Origin of the sequence: Paenibacillus sp. E194, assembly GCF_000935845.1 — a bacterium.
Classification (GTDB): domain Bacteria; phylum Bacillota; class Bacilli; order Paenibacillales; family Paenibacillaceae; genus Paenibacillus_B; species Paenibacillus_B alvei_B.
On record NZ_JMDX01000094.1, the window covers coordinates 1 to 21435 of the forward strand.

Sequence of the window (21435 nt, forward strand, 5' to 3'; positions counted from 1 at the left end):
CAACAACGTCCAGGTCAAGGTGGCGGATCACGCCCGGGCCAAGGCCAAGGCGGACAACAACGTCCAGGTCAAGGTGGCGGATCCCGTCCAGGCCAAGGCCAAGGCGGACAACAACGTCCAGGTCAAGGTGGCGGATCCCGTCCAAGTCAAGGCAGCCAACAAAGCAGCGGTCAAGCGCGCTTTGCACAAGGCGGTCAGCAGCGTCAAGGTGATCAAGCTCGTACCGGTCAAGGCACTCAGCAGCGTCCGAACAGAAACTTCGGTGAGCGCAGTGAGGATTTCTCCGGTGGAAGAAATCAATCAAGAAACAACAATAATAATAATAAGAGACGCTTCGATGACAACCGTAATGGCGGAGGCATGCGCGGCCGCGGCGGCAAGAACAGAGGCAGAAATAATCAACAGCAGGTACAGCGTGAGAAAATTGACAATACGCCGAAAAAGATTATTGTACGCGGTGCAATGACAGTAGGTGAATTGGCAAAATTGCTTCATAAAGACGCTTCCGAGGTTATTAAGAAGTTCTTGCTCATGGGCGTTATGGCAACAATCAACCAAGAAGTAGACTTGGATACAATCCAATTGATTGCAGACGAATTCAAGGTTGAAGTTGATTTGAAGCTGCCTGTATCCGAAGATCCGTTCGAGGAAACAGAAGAAAAAGAAGAAGATGCAGCAGATTTGGTTGAACGTCCAGCAGTTGTTACGATTATGGGTCACGTTGACCATGGTAAAACGACATTGCTTGATTCGATCCGCAAGACGAACGTTACGGGTGGAGAAGCAGGCGGTATTACGCAGCATATTGGTGCATACCAAGTTGAGTTCAACTCGAAGAAGATTACGTTCCTGGATACACCGGGCCACGAAGCGTTTACGTTGATGCGTGCCCGCGGTGCACAAGTAACCGACATTACGATTATCGTTGTTGCTGCTGACGATGGTGTTATGCCTCAAACGGTAGAGGCAATCAGCCACGCAAAGGCAGCGAACTGCCCAATCATCGTAGCTGTTAACAAGGTCGATAAGCCAGAAGCCAATGTCGATCGTGTAAAGCAAGAATTGACTGAATATGAATTGGTTCCAGAAGAGTGGGGCGGAGACACTATCTTCGTTAACGTTTCTGCGAAGCAGCGTACGGGCTTAGAAGAATTGCTCGAAATGATCCTGCTCGTATCCGAAGTGAACGAGTTCAAGGCGAACCCGAATAAGGATGCTCGCGGTACGGTGCTTGAGGCAGAGCTGGACAAAGGCCGTGGACCAGTTGCTCGCGTCCTCGTTCAACAAGGTACGCTGAAAGTAGGAGATGCATTCGTAGCAGGCACATGCTTCGGCCGTGTGCGTGCAATGGTGAATGACCGTGGTCGTCGCTTGAAAGAAGCAGGCCCATCTACACCGATCGAAATTACAGGTCTTACAGATGTTCCACAAGCTGGCGATATGTTCGTCGCGTTCGATGATGAGCGTAAGGCTCGCTCCATTGCTGAGAAGCGTTCGACAACATATAGAGAGAGCCAATTGGGTGCGAACACTCGTGTAACATTGGATGACTTGTTCAAGCACATTAAAGACGGCGAGATGAAAGAATTGAACGTAATCATCAAGGGTGACGTTCAAGGTTCCGTTGAGGCGCTTCGTGGCTCTCTCGAGAAGATTGAAGTAGAAGGCGTTCGTGTTAAGATTATCCATTCCGGTGCCGGTGCAATTACAGAATCGGATGTTATCTTGGCGACGGCTTCCAACGCAATCGTAATCGGCTTCAACGTTCGTCCAGATGCACAAGCGAAGATTACTGCTGACCAAGAGAAGGTTGATGTTCGTTTGCACCGTGTCATCTACTCGATTGTTGAAGAAATCGAGCAGGCGATGAAGGGTATGCTTGACCCAGAATACAAAGAAGTTGTGATCGGCCATGCTGAAGTACGCAATACGTTCAAAATCAGTAAAGTCGGTACAATCGCAGGATGTATGGTTACAGAAGGTAAGATTTCCCGCTCTGCAGAAGTACGCCTTGTTCGTGGCGGCATTGTTGTTCACGAAGGTAAAATCGACTCGCTCAAGCGCTTCAAGGATGATGCGAAGGAAGTTGCACAAGGCTACGAGTGCGGTATTATGCTTGAGAAGTACAATGACATGAAGGAAGGCGACATCATCGAAGCCTTCGTCATGGAAACCATCGAACGCAAATAGAATGGTTTCATTCAGATGATGTTGTAAGCTATATATGAAATGAGGTGTTTCCCATGGCGAACTTTCGCTCCGGACGTGTTGGCGAGCAGATGAAGAAGGAACTTAGCCAGTTGATTCAAACCGAGATTAAGGATCCTCGAATCGGCTTCATTACGGTGACAGGCGTTGATGTAACGAACGATTTGTCACAAGCCAAAGTGTACTTGAGTGTCATGGGCAATGAAGAACAAAAGGAACAATCCATGAAAGCATTGGAGAAGGCGAGCGGATTCCTTCGTTCCGAGATTGGCAAGCGAATTCGTCTTCGTCATACTCCAGAGCTGCTGTTCAAGATCGATTCTTCAATCGAATACGGTAGCCATATTGAAAAGCTGCTTGGTGAAATTCGCGGTCGCGACAATAACTAAGTCAGCAGCATAAGAACGCACAAGTGAATCGGGCCAAGGCTCGATTCACTTGTCTGTATGGAGGTTATTAATGACTGGACTAACGACGCTATCTTATGCACAGCAGATCGAGAGAGCTAGAAACTTTATTCAAGAGGGCAATCATTTTCTTGTGGTTGCACATGTCCAGCCTGACGGAGATGCGATAAGCTCAACGTTGGCGGTAGGCTGGCTGCTTCGTCAATGGAACAAATCCTATGTCATGGTGAATGAGAATGGAGTTCCTAACAAGCTAAATTATTTGCCGGGTTCTGATCAAATCAACGTTCATGCAGAACTTGAAAACATTGCTGCTAAGCCATTTGATACCGTTATTTGTGTGGATTGTGCGGACTATGCTCGCATCGGCAAAATAGCAGAATGGATCGATAAGGATGCTCGTATTTTAAATATTGATCATCATCCAACGAATGACCACTATGGGGAAGTTGCAGTCATCCGAGAGGATGCTGCGGCAACCGTTGAGATATTATTCGATATGATCGCTTCCTACGGGCTTTCACTCGATTTAGATGTAGCGACAGTACTGTATACTGGCTTGCTAACCGACACAGGGGGATTCCGGTACAGCAATACGACACCGCATGTAATGACGATCGCATCTGAACTGCTTAAGCAGGGTGTTAACGGCAATGACATTGCGGATCGATTGCTTGAGAAGATGTCGATGGCACAGATGCAGCTTATACAGCGCGGCCTGTCGAGATTAGCATTTAGCGAGGATCATCGAATTGGCTGGTTGTACGTGACTCCTCAGGATATGCAAGAGACTGGGGCGCTAAATGAAGATTTGGAAGGCTTGGTCAATTATCCACGCAATATCGATGGTGTAGAAGTTGGTCTCTTATTTAAGCAAGTAGATGACACTGGAGTTAAAGTGAGTATGCGTTCCGCAGGGCTTGCTAATGTGGCTGAGATTGCTAAATCCTTTAGTGGAGGCGGTCATGTCCTAGCAGCAGGCTGCAAGCTTACTGGTACTTTAGAAGAAGTCATTACCATAGTAATAGAACGGGTGAAGCAAGCTTTATGAGTAACTATCATGGTGTATTACCCGTATGGAAGCCTGAGGACTGGACGTCCCATGACGTAGTTGCCAAAGTGCGCCGGCTTATTTGGGAGAAGCGTATCGGGCATACGGGAACATTGGATCCGAAAGTTGTCGGAGTGCTGCCCCTATGTATTGGCAAGGCGACACGGATCGTTGAGTATTTGCAGGAGATGCCTAAGCAGTATGAGGCAACCCTCCGATTCGGTGTATCAACGGACACGGAGGATCTAAGCGGAGAGGTACTGGAGCGCTCGGACGCTTCGCATTTGACGGAAGAGATGATTCGTGAGACGGTTCAATCCTTCATCGGGGATATCGAACAAGTGCCTCCGATGTACTCTGCTGTTAAGGTAGACGGAAAGCGACTGTATGATCTAGCGCGTGAGGGGAAGACGGTGGAGCGTAAAGCGCGCCAAGTTACGATCAATAACATTGATCTTCTGGATATACAGTTAGGCACCTCTGAACCGGAAGTACGTTTCCTTGTAGAGTGTTCCAAAGGGACTTATATCCGAACACTATGTGTTGATATCGGTCGCAAGCTTGGCGTTCCATCTACAATGGCGAAGTTGATTCGAACGGTATCTGCCGGGTTTGTTCCTTCACAATGTGTAACCTTCGATCAGATTGAGCAGGCTATCGCGGATGGAACATTTGAAACGATGCTTCTATCTGTGGAGGATGCAATCTCAGGTATGCCTAGAATCGAGGTTTCTGAGAAGTTTGCCCATTATGCAGTGACAGGCCGATCGATTCCTTTACACGCTTTGCAACCGAAACCTTTGACGAATGGTACGATTCGATTGTATGATGAACAAGGAACGTTCTATGGGATATTCCAAGTTCCACAGGGACAATCGGTATTGCGTCCTGTGAAGGTATTTCTTCCGAACGAGTAATATATAATGCTGTGCGCAATTCGAGCAGGCAGTTGACTCGGTTTGCGCTAGCTTTTGTCTACTCTTGTGAAAGGGAGAACATACTAGTAGGTAGAAACTACGGTTTACTGTCCGTGTAACTGGATTGGGAGTTTAACCACAAATCGATAATACGCAGGGGCTCTGATTACAATGGAAACGATAGCATTACATGCAGCGCTCGATGATTCGAGCTGGCGACTGCAGGAGCAGCCGCAAGTATTAATATTAGGACATTTTGACGGTATTCATGAGGGACATGTACAGGTTATTCGGCATGCGTTGGACTACGGGAAGCAGCATCAATTGCCCGTAGGTCTGATGACTTTCCATCCACATCCCAAGGGAGTATTCGGCAAGCCGGAGTATGAACAATTCATTACGCCATTGGCGGAGAAAAAACGGATTTTGGGTCAGCTTGGGCTTGACCGTTTGTATGTTGTACATTTTGATTTGTCATTTGCCAAGGTTACCGCGCAGCAGTTCGCAGAAGCGATCTGCCGTATGAAGGTGAAACACGTCGTTGTCGGCTTCGACTATCGCTTTGGTCATGGTGGAGAAGGCACTGCGCAATTGCTGCAGGAATGGGGAAAGGGCTGCTTTACTGTTGATATCATACCGGCTCATAATGACGTTGAGACCGCAGTGAAGGTGAGCAGCACACGGATTCGCAAAAGTCTGCTGCAAGGTGATGTTGTCAATGCGAATCGACTGCTAGGCCGAACGTATATCATTCGTGGCGAGGTTGTTCATGGTGACGCCCGTGGTCGTACGATGGGCTTCCCAACTGCGAATGTCCGGGCAGAAGAAGCATATGTCATCCCAGCGAATGGCGTATATGCAGTGAAGGTGCTGGTTCACGAAACGTGGCATGATGGGGTGCTGAATATTGGCCTGAAGCCGACATTCAAGACGGGAGAAACCGTTCAATCGGTTGAAGCCCATCTATTTGATTTTGATCAAGATATATATGGGGAGACCGTAACGGTTGCCCTGATGAGCTATATTCGTCCAGAGCGCAAGTTCAGCTCCATACAAGAGTTGATTGCACAGATTACTGCGGATTCAGAGGAAGCGCGCCAACGTCTAAGTACGATGGAGAAGGTGCCTGCAGTAACAATTGGCGTTTAATATTGTGCACAATATTCTAAGCCTTCTATCTTTGTCCGAATTGATTGCTAAGACTTGTTTTACTTTTGTAGATGGAGATGCTATACTAATAACGTTGTCGTGAAAAACGACCTGTCCATAGCTTGGTTATTCGATCTCACCGTCGATGACGAGGCTAATGGCGTAAACTAACACATATTTTAGGAGGTGAATAGGATGGCTATGACTCAAGAGCGTAAACAACAGCTTATTGAAGAACATAAGACGCACGCTACGGATACAGGTTCTCCAGAGGTGCAAGTCGCTATCCTTACTGAAAACATCGTAAACTTGACGGACCATCTTCGTACACACAAGAAGGATCATCATTCCCGTCGTGGTTTGATGAAAATGGTAGGTCAACGCCGTAAGTTGTTGGCTTATGTTAAGAACAAAGATGTTAAACGCTACAGCGCATTGATCGCAAGACTCGGTCTTCGCCGTTAATAGCACGAACCAAAGCAGCCTGGTTGTTCATTGCCGCTTCTTATCGCGGCATGCAACCGGGTTGCTTTTTAGTGATTGCATATGATGCTACATATTGTGATAGTAGACAAGCTTCCGTCAGGACGGTATTTCAAATGAAATGCAGGAAATAATGGGAGTAGTAACGAAGAATATAAACTGAACCACTTAAGGAGGGATCCGATGAACCGCATCGAGATGGAACTTGGCGGCAGAACGCTTGTCCTGGAAACGGGTCGTTTGGCCAAGCAAGCAAATGCCGCAGTCAAAGTCGAGTACGGTGATACAGTCGTGTTGTGTACCGTTACCGCATCGAAGGAACCTAAAGATCTAGATTTCTTCCCATTGACTGTCAATTACGAAGAACGATTATATGCTGTAGGTAAAATTCCTGGAGGATTCATTAAGCGCGAAGGTCGCCCAAGTGAGAAAGCGATTCTTGCAAGCCGCCTTATTGACCGCCCGATTCGCCCATTGTTCCCAGAAGGCTTCCGCAATGATGTGCAGATCGTGGATTTGGTTATGAGCGTGGATCAAGACTGCCCACCAGAAATCGCGGCAATGATCGGAACATCCGCTGCATTGACGGTGTCTGATGTGCCATTTAATGGCCCAATCGGCGGCGTGATTGTAGGTCGTATCGACGGTCAATTTATTATCAACCCAACCGTTGAACAAGAGGAAAAGAGCGATATTCACCTTGTTGTATCGGGTACAAAAGACGCGATCATGATGGTTGAAGCAGAAGCGAACGAAGTACCAGAATCGGTTATGCTTGAAGCAATCATGTTCGGTCACGAAGAAATTAAGAAAATTGTAGCTAAGATTGAAGAATTTGCTGCGATCGTAGCAAAACCGAAGATGGAAGTGAAGCTGCATGCAGTTGATACAGATGTGAATACTGCTGTTCGTGCGTTCGCACAGGAACGTCTCGTTGAAGCGATTCGTATTCCTGAGAAGCATGCGCGTCAAGATGCGATTGATGCAATCAATCAGGAAGCAGCTGCACACTTCGAACAATTGTATGTGGAAACGCCTGAGAATATGAGCGATGTGAGCGAAACCTTGTACGATATCGTGAAGGAAGAAGTTCGCCGCTTGATTACACATGACAAAGTTCGTCCAGACGGAAGACAGCTTGAGGAGATTCGTCCGATCGATTGTGATACAGGTCTCTTGCCCCGTACTCACGGTTCTGGCTTGTTCACACGTGGACAAACACAAGCACTCAGCATTTGTACGCTTGGCGCACTTGGAGACGTGCAAATTTTGGATGGTCTTGGCTTGGAAGAGTCGAAGCGCTTCATGCATCACTACAACTTCCCGCCATTCTCCGTAGGGGAAGCTCGGCCGCTTCGTGCTCCTGGACGCCGCGAGATTGGTCATGGTGCACTCGGTGAGCGTGCTTTGTCCAAGGTGATTCCTCCAGAGAGCGAATTCCCGTATACAATCCGACTGGTATCCGAAGTTATAGAATCTAACGGTTCTACTTCCCAAGCAAGTATTTGTGCAAGCACACTTGCGATGATGGATGCAGGGGTTCCGATCAAGGCACCAGTTGCAGGTATTGCAATGGGTCTGATCAAAGACGGAGAACACTTCTCCATCTTGTCTGATATTCAGGGTATGGAGGATCACCTCGGCGACATGGACTTCAAGGTTGCTGGTACAGCTGAGGGTGTTACAGCCATTCAAATGGATATCAAAAATTGATGGTATCGACCGCAGCATCTTGACACAAGCGTTGGATCAAGCACGTGCAGGACGTATGCACATCTTGGGTAAAATGAATGAAGTTATTCAAACTCCACGTGAATCCTTGTCACAGTATGCGCCTAAGATTTTGACGATGCACATTAATCCAGACAAGATCCGTGATGTTATTGGTGCCGGCGGTAAAGTCGTCAACAAAATCATCGAGGAAACAGGTGTTAAAATTGACATCGAGCAGGATGGACGCATCTTCATCGCATCTACAAACGCAGAGTCCAATGAACGTGCCCGTGAAATTATCGAGGGTATCGTGAAGGAAGTTGTCGTTGGTGAAGTATACACAGGAACAGTGAAACGCGTTGAGAAGTTCGGTGCATTTGTTGAAGTGCTTCCAGGCAAGGAAGGACTTGTGCATATTTCTCAATTGTCAACTGAGCGTGTGGAAAAAGTCGAAGATGTCGTGAACATTGGCGATAAGCTTGAGGTTAAGGTTGTCGAGATCGACCAACAGGGCCGCATCAACTTGTCCCATAAAGTGCTGCTTCAGCCTGCACAGACAGAAGGTTCCGCAAGCTCTGAAACTGCAGGAACAGATCGTCCACGCAGCAGCAGACCACCACAAGGGGGCGGCAATCGTCCACCTCGCGGACCGCGTCCGTCTAAGCCACAAAGCTAAGTCGGATACAGCGAGCAAGACATGCCTGAGAAGGCGACATATGTAGCAAGGAAAGAGGCAGATTGGTTTCTGGCTCTTTTTTTGATGCACAAAATAGGTATTGTTTGCATGATAGGCATTGATTGCTTCCAGACCGAATAACTCGTCCCGAAATCGCATAGAATCAAAAGGACTATCTTGGAAGGGAATGGACTGGATGCAGCCAATGTTAAAGAAATGGTTCGCCGTAACAGCAGGAGTTGTCATCGTACTGGCAGCAGTAGCACAGCCCGATGTGAGAAGCTATTTGCAGGAAAAGAAGGCAGAGCTCGCCGTGAGCTATGCTTACCAATCGGGGGTAGAGGATAAGGCTGCAAATGATCCATTAATGGCTCGAATTAAGGAGGAAGCAGCCAAACGATATATTGCTCCAATTAATGCCCGCATTGATCGGGTGTGGAAGGCAATACCTGGATACAATGGGCTGGAAGTAGATATTGAGCGAACGTACACTGCCAATTCAGGGAAAGATCATTCAGCTGAATTGAAAATGGTCATGCGCGAGGTGAAGCCGGAGGTCTCCTTGACGAGCCTAGATCCACAGCCGATCTATCGAGGGAATCCGAATAAGCCGATGGCAGCGCTTATGATCAATGTCGCTTGGGGGAACGAGTACATCGATCCAATGCTGAAAGTGCTAGCAGATGAGAAGGTGCATGCGACATTTTTCTTAGACGGCAGCTGGTTGAAGAAGAATCCTGACATTGCGAAACGGATTCAGGCGGCGGGGCATGAGATGGAGAATCATGCATACTCTCATCCGAATATGAGCGAGCTAAGCGAGGGGCACCAGACGCAGCAAATTGAGAAGACGAAGCAATTGCTGAAGCAAACGCTTGGCGTAGAGAATAAATGGTTCGCTCCACCATCAGGAGACTTCAATATGTTGACGGTACGTACAGCACATGCACTCGGATTGAAGACAGTGCTGTGGACCTTTGATACGAGAGACTGGATGAAGCCCTCTGTGGCTACGATACTGCGTAGATTTCAAGAGAAGACAGAACCGGGATCACTGATCCTCATGCATCCAACGGAGCCATCCAGTACGGCCTTGAAGGAAATGATTCGGATATTGAAGCAAAAGGGCATTGTACCAGGTACGGTAGGAGAAACGCTTTCTGAGAAGCGGGTGCCTCCGATTGAAGTTGAGAGGTGATAAGATTTCTGGTAGGATTAGAAAGGCATACTTGGAATGTACTTGGACGAGGAGGAATTGCCGGTGGAAAAAGTGCAGCTGTCTAACGGCCTTCGTGTCGTGATGGAGAAAATACCAACCTGCCGTTCCGTTTCATTTGGGATATGGGTTAAGACAGGTTCACGCAATGAGGATGAAACGACCAACGGGATTTCCCATTTTATCGAACATATGATGTTCAAAGGAACAGAACGGTTTGATGCGAAAGCAATCGCAGACTCCTTCGATGCGATCGGAGGAAATGTTAATGCGTTCACTTCCAAAGAATATACCTGTTATTATGCAAAAGTATTGGATGAGCATTTGCCGATAGCGGTTGATGTGCTGTCCGATATGTTTTTCCGGTCATCCATGCTGGACGAGGAATTGCAGAAAGAGAAAAATGTTATCCTTGAAGAAATTGCGATGTATGAGGATACACCGGACGATACGGTGCATGATCTGGTTACTCGTGCTGCCTTCGGCACACACCCGCTCGCATATCCGATATTAGGAACGAAGGAACGCCTGACACCAATGGGGCCAGATCATCTCCGCGCATATATGAAGAATCATTATACGGTCTCGAATACGGTCATTGCAGTAGCAGGTAACTTTGATGACTCGATCATCGAATTGCTGGAGAAGCACTTCGGACAATTCACGAATGATGAGCCTGCGGCCATATTAACGGCACCTAGCTTCCATAGTGAATTCATATATCATAAGAAGAAGACAGAACAGAATCATATTTGTCTCAGCCTGCCAGGCTGTTCGATGACAGATCCGCGTCTTTACGCTATGATATTGCTCAACAACTTGATCGGTGGCGGCATGAGCTCCCGCCTGTTCCAGGAAATTCGGGAGAAGCGTGGACTTGCCTATTCTGTATACTCCTATCATTCGTCACATGCAGATAGCGGTCTATTCACGATCTATGCAGGAACCGCACCGAAGCAGACGAAGGAAGTATTGGATTTAACCTTGGATATGCTAGGTGAACTGGCAGTGAAGGGCTTATCTGAGGAAGAACTTCACAAAGGCAAGGAGCAGTTGAAGGGAAGCCTTATCCTTGGCTTGGAGAGCACAGGCAGCCGAATGAATCGATTAGGGAAAAATGAGCTGATGCTAGGCAAGCATTTCACGCTGGATGAGATCATCGCTCGTATTGAATCGATTAAGCTAGAAGACGTTACCTTTGTATTGAACCGTATGCTTTCCCATCCATTCGCAGGTTCTATGGTCGGAGCAAATGATAAAGCAATATCGGCTTTCAGGAGGGATCAACTTGTTACAACAATCACACCAAGTTCAAATTAAACGCCTGCCAGGCAATGAGGATGTACCGCTCCCTCAAAAAATGTCCGAATTCGCAGCAGGTTTCGATCTATATGCAGCGGTAGAAGAGCCGCTTACATTAGCACCTGGCCATCGCGCCCTCGTGCCTACCGGATTTTGCATGGCAATGCCTGGATACTTAGAGGCGCAGATTCGTCCACGCAGCGGTCTTGCCTATAAGCATGGCATTACTTGCTTGAATTCACCAGGAACGATTGATGCTGATTACCGTGGCGAGGTGAGGGTCTTGCTAGCCAACCTTGGACAGACCCACTTCACGATTGAGCGCAATGAGCGAATTGCGCAAATGGTAATTCAATTCGTTCCTTCCATTCAACTTGTCGAGGTAGACGAGTTGAATGATACGGAACGCGGAGAAGGCGGCTTCGGTCATACCGGTACGAAGTAAAATAATGATCACATAGGACGCAGCTGAATTACCGTTTTGGTAAATCAGCTGCGTTTTTTGCATGTTGAGATGGGCTTGCACATGGCTGCACCCTTTTTAGGCGTGCGCATAAGATGTTTTATACGTTGTGTGCACGTTTGTGAAAGGAGTGATCAGCGAGGATGTTGACTGGAGTTCAGGTCGTGTTTATTGGCGGAGATGCTCGCCAGCTTGAGATCATCCATAAGCTGACTGAATTAGATGCCAGTGTCACGATCGTTGGGTACGATCAACTGCAAAACCCGTATCATGGTGTACAGCGCCACCCCCTTTCTATTGAGCTGTTGAAGCAGGCGGACGCTCTTGTGCTTCCTGCTGTAGGAACTGACGACAGTGGGAAGGTTCATGCCATCTTTACATCGGATGAATTGGTGCTGACGGAAGAGCATATTGCGGTACTGCCGGAGCATTGTGTTGTCTTTACGGGGATGGCCAAACCATATTTAAGCAAGCTGTGTGCGAAATACCGCCTCTCGCTTGTTGAATTGTTCGATCGGGATGATGTTGCAATATACAATTCCATTCCGACGGCCGAAGGCGCGATCATGATGGCGATTCAGAACACCGATATCACCCTTCATGGTTCTGAATCGGTCGTTCTTGGGATGGGGAGAACAGGGTTCACATTGGCACGCACCCTTCTTGGATTAGGGGCTAATGTGCGGATTGGGGTGCGCAGAGATGAACATTTTGCCAGAGCAACAGAAATGGGTTTTAAGCCTTTTTTCATAGCAGATCTCGCGCGTCAGGCGGCAAATATCGACTTGCTTTTTAATACGATACCGACTATGATAGTCACAGCGCAGGTCATAGCGCAAATCCCTAACCGTGCTGTGATTATCGACCTTGCTTCCCTCCCGGGTGGCGTGGATTTCCGATTCGCGGAGAAGCGGGGGATCAAGGCTATGCTGGCACCAGGATTGCCAGGCATTGTCGCACCGAAGTCTGCTGGACGAATATTGGCACAGAGTATCACGCAGCTGTTGCTTGAGGACATGCGGAATCGGGGGAATGGACAATGAACTTCACGGGGAAGACAGTTGGCTATGCACTGACAGGCTCACACTGCACATTAGAAGAAGTAATGCCTCAGGTGAAACGCTTCGTAGATGCTGGAGCGCGCGTTATCCCGATTGCATCACATTCGGTCATGACGACCGATACACGCTTCGGGGCATCCGATCACTGGCAGAAACAGTTGAAAGAGATTACTGGTAATGATATCATTTCTACAATTGTGGACGCAGAACCGCTCGGGCCATCCAAATTGCTGGATGTAATGGTGATCGCGCCTTGCACAGGCAATACGACGAGTAAGCTGGCAAATGCATTGACAGAAAGTCCTGTCCTTATGGCAGCCAAAGCACAAATGCGCAACCAGCGCCCACTTGTGCTTGCGATTTCGACTAATGATGGACTCGGTTTAAACGCAGCCAATATTGCCAAACTCCTTGTAGCCAAGAACATATACTTCGTTCCGTTCGGCCAAGATAATCCACAGCAGAAGCCGAATTCATTGGTGGCGCGTATGGACTTGGTACCAGAAGCATGCTATGCAGCATTAGAAGGCAAGCAGCTTCAACCGGTATTAATTGAACGGTTCTTATACTGAACATAGCATACCACGCAAATTATCATAATATAGATGTTTGAAAGATTGTGGGTATAGAGGGGAGAAACGACAGATGACGAATCAGAAGCGGTATAATGTTGCTGTAGTCGGTGCTACGGGTGCAGTAGGGGAACAAATCATTGCATTATTGGAACAACGTCAATTCCCCATTCAATCTTTGAAGTTGTTGTCTTCGGCACGTTCAGCTGGTAAGAAGATCGTATTTGGCGGTCAAGAAATTACGGTTGAGGAAGCGAAACCGGAGAGCTTCGAAGGTGTTGATATTGCCCTGTTCAGCGCAGGTGGCGACGTTAGTAAAGAGTTGGCTCCAGCAGCTGTAGAACGCGGAGCGGTATGTATTGACAATACTAATGCATTCCGTATGGATCCCAATACACCACTCGTAGTTCCAGAAGTGAACATCGAGAAAGTGAAGGAACACCAAGGCATTATTGCCAATCCGAACTGTTCCACGATTCAAATGGTAGCAGCCTTGAAGCCGCTCTATGATCGCTACGGTATTTCCCGCATCATCGTATCTACGTATCAAGCAGTGTCAGGCGCTGGCAGCAAAGCGATTAGCGAGCTGGTGCGTCAATCTACAGAAGTGCTTGCAGGCAATGAAGTTGAGCCAGACATTCTTCCAGTTGGTTCTTTGCCCGTGAAGCATCAAATCGCATTCAATGCTATTCCTCAAATCGATAAGTTCCAAGATAATGGATTCACGCTCGAGGAAATGAAAATGATCCGTGAAACCAAGAAGATCATGAATGATGATAGCCTTCAAGTGACGGCAACATGCGTCCGAATTCCGGTCGTATATGGCCACTCTGAATCTGTATATGTTGAGTTGAAGGATGACTTCCAAATGGAGGATGTGCGCGAGCTGTTGGCAAATGCGCCAGGATTGACGCTCGTCGATGAGCCTTCTGAGCAGAAGTACCCGCTTGCTACCGAATCTGCAGGAAAGCCAGATGTTTTCGTTGGCCGTTTGCGTCGTGATCTGTCTCAGCCACGCGCATTGAATATGTGGGTCGTATCCGACAATTTAATGAAAGGCGCTGCATGGAACGCGGTACAAATCGCAGAGTACATCGCTTCGGAGCGGCAGCAGTAATTGGCAGGCCGCTCCTGCCTTTTTGTCTTACTTGACAAGGTGTGTTCAGCTTGGTCACAGCGTGATTCGTTGAATAGCCTTTTATTTCGTTCTGGCAGTAAGTCTTCATTAGTTGGGGGAAATAACAAATGCGAATATTAGTACAAAAATTTGGTGGAACTTCCTTGTCTACACCCGAAGCCAGAGAAAGAGTCATACACCATATCCGTCGGGAACTGGCGCAGGGTTACCAATTAGCTGTGGTTGTATCAGCAATGGGAAGACGAGGAGAACCATATGCGACCGATACATTACTTGATTGGGCTGGTCAGAACGGGGACAGTTTACCAGCACGTGAGAAGGATATGCTATTGTGCTGCGGCGAGATTATCTCGGCTACAACCCTATGCAGCTTGTTGAACAGTGAGGGAATTACATCTACTGTGCTAACAGGTGCTCAAGCCGGTTTCAAGACAGATAGCCACTTCAATAATGCCCGCATTCTGGATGTTACTCCGGATCGGGTCGTTGATGCGTGGAAAGATGTACAGGTTGTAATCGTAACAGGATTTCAAGGCCAAACAGAAACAGGTGACTTTACGACACTTGGCCGTGGTGGCAGTGATACATCTGCAACAGCATTGGGTGCGGCGCTGCACGCAGAAATTGTCGATATTTATACGGATGTTAACGGCATCCTAACGGCAGATCCTCGACTGGTAGAGGACGCGAAGCCGCTTACGATCGTTAGTTATGCAGAAATATGCAACATGGCACATCACGGCGCTAAAGTTATTCATCCACGTGCGGTGGAAATTGCGATGCAAGCGCAGGTGCCTGTTCGCGTTCGTTCTACATTCAGCGATGAAGAGGGAACGCTCGTTACGAATCCGGAAGGGTTCCGAGATATGCAGCCTGACATCGTTGATCGCTTCGTAACGGGAATTGCCTATGTCGGCAATGTAACGCAAATCACGGTTGAATCACGCGAAGGCGTATATGATTTGCAATTAAAAGTGTTCAAGGCAATGGCACAAAATCAAATTAGCGTTGATTTTATTAATGTAACCCCTTCTGGCGCGGTTTATACGGTATTTGATACTGATGCGCCACGGGCACTGCATGTGCTCAAAGAGATGGGATTCGAGCCAAAATCGTTATCGGGTTGTGCGAAAGTATCTGTAATCGGTGGAGGCATCAATGGGGTGCCAGGTATTATGGCACACATCGTGGAAGCCTTGACAGAGCAAGAAATTCAGATTCTTCAATCCGCCGACTCCAATACAACGATTTGGGTTCTTGTACGCAAGGAAGATATGGTTCGGGCTTTGCGAGCGCTGCATGCGAAGTTCCATCTGAATCGGTAGCACGCAGCGTTAGGGATGTCCGGGCCTTGCGCATAATGTCGCAGGAGGAGGAGTCTTTAGTGGATTTTGGTAGATTAATTACGGCGATGGTGACGCCGTTCAATGAACATAATGAGGTAAACTGGTCTGAGTTCGAGCGTTTGCTGAATGCTTTGATTGAAGAACAGAAGAGCGACAGTATCGTTGTGTGTGGGACGACAGGGGAATCTCCTACATTGACAGACGAAGAGAAGATTGCGCTATTCCGTTTTGCAGCTCAGAAGGCAAATGGACGTGCATGCATTATTGCTGGTACAGGTAGCAATAATACAGCTCATTCCATTCATTTGACGAAGGCAGCAGAGGAAGCGGGCGTTGATGGTATCCTCCTTGTCGCTCCTTACTATAGTCGACCGACACAAGAAGGCATGTATCGACATTTTGAGGCAATTGCGAATTCTACCTCATTGCCAATCATGCTGTACAATGTTCCAGGACGAACTGCATCGTGTATTTCTGTCGAGACGACGCTCCGTTTGGCTGAGCTGCCCAATGTAGTTGCTACGAAAGAATGTGCGGGTCTTGATCAAGTATCGCAGATCGTTTCTGGCGCACCCGCTTCGTTCAGAGTATACAGCGGTGAGGATTCTTTGACACTGCCTACTTTGTCCGTTGGTGCATACGGGGTTGTCAGCGTTACTAGCCATATCGTAGGTGCACAGATGAAAGCGATGATTGAACATTATCTGGCTGGTCAACATGAAGAAGCAGCCAGACTGCATCTCGAACTGTTCCCCGTATTTAAGGGAATATTCTTATGCCCGAATCCAGTTGGAGTGAAGCACGCTCTCCAGTTAGCTGGTTTCGAGGTAGGGAGCGTCCGTTTGCCGCTTGTTGAGGCAACTTCGGATGAGGCTGCAGCGATCCGTGAGCTTGTTCAATCCATTAAGCAATAATAGGAAAATAGAACTTTTACAAAGTGCACAATAGCGCACTTACGAAGCCGATGCTGGGATCCAGCATCGGTTTTGTGTTTTTCGGCAACAATAGGGGGACAAATCGCCGACTTGTGTTTTTTACTTTTGTTCATGTATAATGGATATCAAGTGACTGGGTGCGGTATATTTTTCAAAAGAAGGATGTTCATTGGTGCGACGGCCAACTGAATATAGGAGGTTAAGATCCAATTGTCGAAGAAAAACAACGTTGATAAATTGTCCATCTTCGCATTGGGCGGCGTAGGTGAAATCGGAAAAAATATGTACGTCGTCCAATACGGTAACGATATCGTCGTCGTAGACGCAGGGTTGAAGTTCCCGGAAGAAGACATGCTCGGAATAGATATTGTCATCCCGGATATTTCATACCTCACGGAGAATCGAGATAAAGTAAGAGCAATCTTGATTACGCACGGACATGAAGATCATATTGGCGGGTTGCCATATGTACTGAAGCATTTGAACGTTCCGGTATACGGAACAAGATTAACGCTCGGATTGATTGAGAGCAAATTGCGGGAAGCGAATTTGCTAGGTGAAACGAAGCGAATTCTAATTACAGCTGACTCGGAAATTCAGCTCGGAGCTATTCGTGCAAGCTTTTTCAAGACGAACCACTCCATCCCGGATTCGGTTGGTGTATGTCTTGATACACCCGAAGGATGCGTCGTTCATACAGGAGACTTTAAGTTTGACCATACGCCGGTCAACGGTCAGTATGCTGACCTGCAGCGTATGGCGGAAATTGGCCAGAGAGGGGTTCTTGCACTGCTGTCCGACAGTACGAATGCAGAACGCCCAGGCTTTACACCATCAGAAAGTAGTGTGGGTGTCGTTCTGGAAGATATCTTCCGGAAGGCAGAGCAGCGTGTAGTTGTTGCGACATTCGCTTCAAATATTCACCGTATTCAACAAGTCATTGATGCAGCATATGCAACAAACCGTAAATTAACAGTCATTGGTCGGAGCATGGTGAACGTCGTCACGATCGCTTCCGAGCTTGGCTACTTGAACATACCTGATGGAATGCTGATCGAACCTGAAGAAGTGAATAAGATGGCTGCTGACCGGGTAGTAATCCTGTCCACAGGCTCCCAAGGCGAGCCAATGTCAGCCTTGACGCGCATGGCGCGTTCTACGCACCGCAAGGTTGATATTCTGCCAGGTGATACCGTAGTTATCGCAGCTACACCAATTCCAGGCAACGAAAAATACGTAGGTAGAACTGTCGATGAATTGTGCCGACTAGGCGCACATGTCATTTATGGCGGATCGAAGACTGGCGTCCATGTATCTGGTCACGGCAGTCAAGAAGAATTGAAACTGATGTTGAATCTGATGAGACCGAAGTACTTTATTCCGATTCACGGTGAATACCGTATGTTACGCAACCACGCTGATTTGGCGGAAGCAGTCGGAATTGAGCGCGAGAATATCTTCATTACAGATATCGGTGATACTGTTGAAATTACAAATGGTGTTGCACGCCGTGGCTCTAAGGTTCAATCCGGTTATGTACTTATCGATGGTCTTGGTGTCGGCGATGTCGGCAATATTGTATTGCGTGATCGGAAGCTGCTTTCCCAAGACGGAATTTTGGTTGTTGTTGTTACACTCAGCAAGCAGGAGGGTACGATTTTGTCAGGACCAGACATCATCTCTCGCGGATTTGTCTATGTTCGGGAATCGGAAGGACTGCTTGATGAAGCGAACCGCATCGTCACATCAACACTGCATAAGCTAATGAATGAAAATGTGAACGAATGGGCATCACTGAAGACGAATGTGAAGGATGCGCTTGGACGTTTCTTGTACGAACAAACGCGCCGTCGTCCGATGATTTTGCCAATCATTATGGAAGTATAGAACGAAGTGAGCGGGAATCCCAGTCACCAGTCATTCTCGCTCACGAACGTTATCAGCCGCCGTTCCTGCTGTAAGGTAGGGACGGCGGCTTTTTGCGTTCCCGCAGCTGTATAAAACATCGCAGGGTGAAGCATGCTATGACGGCATTGTACCGGTCAATTGGAGGTAATGGAACATGATGAACGAACAGCCTTTAGATCCACAGGGACAGCCACAGCAGCTACCCAAGGGTCCGCCAACGGTAGAAACGATCCAACAGCTGGGGACGGCATCGATTCCGTCAACTGGTGAGTCAAATATTTATTGCTTAAACATCATCGGTCAGATTGAGGGGCATATCGTATTGCCTCCACAGAACAAGACAACGAAATACGAACATGTCATTCCTCAGCTTATCGCAGTGGAGCAAAATCATAAAATTGAGGGTGTACTCATCGTATTGAACACGGTTGGTGGCGATGTAGAAGCAGGCCTGGCTATCGCAGAGATGATATCCTCCCTGTCCAAGCCGTCGGTAACCTTGGTACTTGGAGGAGGGCATAGTATAGGAGTGCCAATTGCTGTGTCTGCCAATGTGAGTGTAATCGCGGAGACAGCGACAATGACGATTCACCCGATTCGATTAACGGGTCTTGTCATTGGCGTTCCGCAAACCTTTGAGTACTTAGAGAAAATGCAGGAACGTGTCGTTCGCTTCGTTAAAGCTCATTCGAATATTTCGGAACACAAATTCAAGGACTTAATGTTCACAACTGGTGAGCTGACGCGCGACATAGGGACGACGGTAATCGGACAGGATGCTGTCAAGCATGGCCTAATTGATGAAGTCGGCGGAATTGGTACTGCACTGGAGCATTTGAATCGCTTGATTGAAGAGAAGCGTGCAGAGAGATGTTCGAAGGGGGGCACCATGATCATGGCCATCATCATCAAGGTCATCATGAGCATGCCCAGCATGAACAAGCACAATATAATCAAGGTCATCATGAGCATGCCCAGCATGAACAAGTACAACATGATCAAGGCCATCATGAGCATGCCCAACATGGAGCACATTCGAATCAATGTGAACATCAGTCCAACACGTCTGAGCAGCCAATGCTATTAGGTGGACAGTGTGGGACTAATCAGCAGCACACTGGTACACAGGCAATGTATGTGCCAGCAAAGGAGCGAGGATAATGCTGCACACAATTATTCCGATGGAGCAAGTGCTGCAAGGGATAGACAAGGAGCCGTCTTTTTTTGAAATGCAGTGGCAGGGACGCACCTTGCTTGTACAGCAGGTCGACAATACGACGGTTCGTATCGAACGATTGCTGAAAGACACAAGTATGCATGATTTTCTGGATCCGGGGTTTTCCCCCGGTACGATTATTCCTCTACGCTAAGTGTTATCTTGTGTGATGTGAGGTCTCGTTTAGACAGATCCTACCCGGCTCTGTCTTTTTATTTTCTCAATTCCCTTGTTATGGAATGGTCATAGGAAGAACGGTTGTTCTGTGTTATAATGTGGGATGGAGGTGACGGCATTTTGGCCCGTAAGAAGAAGAAAAAGCAATCCTTCAGCAAGAGCCTGAAATACGAAATCTATGGCATATTGCTGATTACCTGTTCCGTCATTGCGCTGGCTGGCGGGGCGGCGTTCGGGCGCTCCTTATCTAAAATATCAGGCTTGCTGCTTGGTAAATGGTACTTTTTCATACCGCTCGTGTTCATATATATTGGATTGTCGGTAATGATTAAACGCCAGTGGCCTTCAGGCTGGAACTCCCGCAAGAGCGGCATCATGGTTATTATTCTTGCTTTGACGATGATAAGTACCGTGCACGCGGTAGAACAGCGTATTTTGCCAACTGCAACGGATGAAGTAAGTGCTGGATACATATTGAAAGACATACATAATGCTTTGAACTTAGAACTTGTGCAAGCAACCGATACAGGCACGGCTGGAACGATGCTGCAGAAAGACATTAGCGGCGGATATATAGGTGCAATCCTGTATTGTACCTTATTTGTATTATTTGGAGCATTAGGAACAAAACTACTCACCATCGTCATGCTCTTCATTGGTTTCATGCTGGCTACACAGCTTTCCTATGTTGAGCTTGTGAGGCTGATTCGCACCCAAGTGAAGAAATTCGCGGCTGTCATGAAGAAGAAGCGCAAAGCGCGTATCAATGAGCGCAAACGAATGGAAAGCAAGCAGCGTAAATCGGCGAAGAAGGACGCGGACGACGATTATATGCTCGATGATGCGCTTGATGATGAAGAAGATGATGAGAATTTACAAGGCCGAACACCTGTATTTATGCAGATATTCGGCAAAATCAGTGAAGCAAGCAAGAAGCGATTCCTCGCCACCAAAGAAGATGATGAAGAATACAACGAAGGTTCTGCTGTATATACAAGCAAGCCACACGCAGCTAGATTGAATGAAGAGCACACTATACAGCCAGAGGCTGGAGCCGCTGCTATGAATACAGTAAGCAAAGCTTCGAAGCTGAACGCACTCCTTGCTCGTATTGAACAGGATGACGAACAATCCCATGCTCCATTGTTCCGTGATTTTACAGCAACTGCGGACGTCGATCATTTTGATGATTCGGATTCCCAAGGGGATGTTGCAATCGGTGGATTTACCAAGCCGCACACTTCTCCTATTGATGAGGCAGCAGACGACATTGAAGATGATTGGAACAATGAGAACAAGTCGGAAGACGTGAAGCGTGGGCAGATTGAGCATAACCATGCGGATGAGCATACAGGTGATGAGAGTGATATCCATTTGGAGACAGATGGATTGCTCAGTGACGGTGAAGGTTCAGGGCAGGCAGTTGTTGTCCAAAAGCCGCCTCCGAAGCCGTACAAGATGCCTCCATTCAACCTGCTTGCGAAGCAGCAGGGAAGT

19 protein-coding genes and 1 pseudogene are annotated in these 21435 nt (G+C 47.7%); all 20 read left to right on the forward strand.

The window, feature by feature from the left end; translation table 11 throughout:
• Window positions 1–2190: translation initiation factor IF-2 (gene infB / locus AZ66_RS14595; RefSeq protein WP_044355513.1), on the forward strand; the 2190-nt coding region annotated here is incomplete at its 5' end.
• 53 nt (window positions 2191–2243) lie between these two features.
• On the forward strand, window positions 2244–2597 hold the full coding sequence (gene rbfA, locus AZ66_RS14600) for a 30S ribosome-binding factor RbfA (protein WP_021256510.1): 354 nt from the start codon (window positions 2244–2246) through the stop codon (window positions 2595–2597).
• A 70-nt stretch (window positions 2598–2667) separates the two neighbouring features.
• A complete protein-coding gene (locus AZ66_RS14605; RefSeq protein WP_044355514.1) occupies window positions 2668–3666 on the forward strand; it encodes a DHH family phosphoesterase in 999 nt (332 codons plus the stop codon).
• Window positions 3663–4583 carry a tRNA pseudouridine(55) synthase TruB gene (gene truB / locus AZ66_RS14610; RefSeq protein ID WP_044355515.1) on the forward strand — a complete coding sequence of 307 codons (921 nt, stop codon included), beginning with the start codon at window positions 3663–3665 and terminating at the stop codon, window positions 4581–4583. Before AZ66_RS14605 ends, truB begins: the two co-directional genes overlap by 4 nt.
• A 171-nt stretch (window positions 4584–4754) precedes the next feature.
• Window positions 4755–5732, forward strand: a complete 978-nt coding sequence (locus AZ66_RS14615; RefSeq protein ID WP_044355516.1) for a bifunctional riboflavin kinase/FAD synthetase — start codon at window positions 4755–4757, stop codon at window positions 5730–5732.
• Between the two features lie 195 nt (window positions 5733–5927).
• The gene (gene rpsO, locus AZ66_RS14620; protein WP_021256506.1) at window positions 5928–6197 is read left to right on the forward strand and encodes a 30S ribosomal protein S15; all 270 of its coding nucleotides are present in this window, start codon (window positions 5928–5930) and stop codon (window positions 6195–6197) included.
• A gap of 201 nt (window positions 6198–6398) precedes the next feature.
• Window positions 6399–7928, forward strand: coding sequence for a polyribonucleotide nucleotidyltransferase (locus tag AZ66_RS14625; protein WP_442950295.1), 1530 nt, complete (start codon window positions 6399–6401; stop codon window positions 7926–7928).
• The gene (locus tag AZ66_RS33775) at window positions 7894–8604 is read left to right on the forward strand and encodes a S1 RNA-binding domain-containing protein (protein ID WP_442950296.1); all 711 of its coding nucleotides are present in this window, start codon (window positions 7894–7896) and stop codon (window positions 8602–8604) included. Before AZ66_RS14625 ends, AZ66_RS33775 begins: the two co-directional genes overlap by 35 nt.
• A 187-nt stretch (window positions 8605–8791) precedes the next feature.
• Entirely contained in the window at window positions 8792–9802 is a 1011-nt protein-coding gene (locus AZ66_RS14630) for a polysaccharide deacetylase family protein (RefSeq protein WP_044355517.1), read from the forward strand.
• A 63-nt stretch (window positions 9803–9865) separates the two neighbouring features.
• Complete coding sequence (locus tag AZ66_RS14635) at window positions 9866–11140, forward strand: M16 family metallopeptidase (protein WP_021262424.1); 1275 nt, start codon at window positions 9866–9868, stop codon at window positions 11138–11140.
• A complete protein-coding gene (gene dut / locus AZ66_RS14640; protein WP_197081710.1) occupies window positions 11073–11567 on the forward strand; it encodes a dUTP diphosphatase in 495 nt (164 codons plus the stop codon). The genes AZ66_RS14635 and dut overlap by 68 nt, the downstream gene beginning before the upstream one ends.
• A gap of 161 nt (window positions 11568–11728) precedes the next feature.
• A complete protein-coding gene (gene dpsA, locus AZ66_RS14645; RefSeq protein ID WP_021262422.1) occupies window positions 11729–12628 on the forward strand; it encodes a dipicolinate synthase subunit DpsA in 900 nt (299 codons plus the stop codon).
• Window positions 12625–13218 (forward strand): dipicolinate synthase subunit B, encoded by a 594-nt coding sequence (locus AZ66_RS14650; RefSeq protein WP_044355519.1) that lies wholly within the window; start codon window positions 12625–12627, stop codon window positions 13216–13218. The genes dpsA and AZ66_RS14650 overlap by 4 nt, the downstream gene beginning before the upstream one ends.
• A 73-nt stretch (window positions 13219–13291) precedes the next feature.
• Window positions 13292–14335 (forward strand): aspartate-semialdehyde dehydrogenase, encoded by a 1044-nt coding sequence (locus AZ66_RS14655; protein ID WP_021262420.1) that lies wholly within the window; start codon window positions 13292–13294, stop codon window positions 14333–14335.
• 128 nt (window positions 14336–14463) lie between these two features.
• A complete protein-coding gene (gene dapG / locus AZ66_RS14660) occupies window positions 14464–15681 on the forward strand; it encodes an aspartate kinase (protein WP_044355520.1) in 1218 nt (405 codons plus the stop codon).
• Between the two features lie 59 nt (window positions 15682–15740).
• The gene (gene dapA, locus AZ66_RS14665) at window positions 15741–16616 is read left to right on the forward strand and encodes a 4-hydroxy-tetrahydrodipicolinate synthase (RefSeq protein WP_021262418.1); all 876 of its coding nucleotides are present in this window, start codon (window positions 15741–15743) and stop codon (window positions 16614–16616) included.
• A 231-nt stretch (window positions 16617–16847) separates the two neighbouring features.
• A complete protein-coding gene (locus AZ66_RS14670; RefSeq protein ID WP_021256496.1) occupies window positions 16848–18524 on the forward strand; it encodes a ribonuclease J in 1677 nt (558 codons plus the stop codon).
• A gap of 175 nt (window positions 18525–18699) precedes the next feature.
• A pseudogene (locus AZ66_RS14675) lies at window positions 18700–19431 on the forward strand (ClpP family protease); the annotation flags it as partial.
• A gap of 274 nt (window positions 19432–19705) precedes the next feature.
• Window positions 19706–19915 (forward strand): YlzJ-like family protein, encoded by a 210-nt coding sequence (locus tag AZ66_RS14680; RefSeq protein ID WP_021256494.1) that lies wholly within the window; start codon window positions 19706–19708, stop codon window positions 19913–19915.
• Between the two features lie 143 nt (window positions 19916–20058).
• Window positions 20059–21435: DNA translocase FtsK 4TM domain-containing protein (locus AZ66_RS29865; protein ID WP_331436907.1), on the forward strand; the 1377-nt coding region annotated here is incomplete at its 3' end.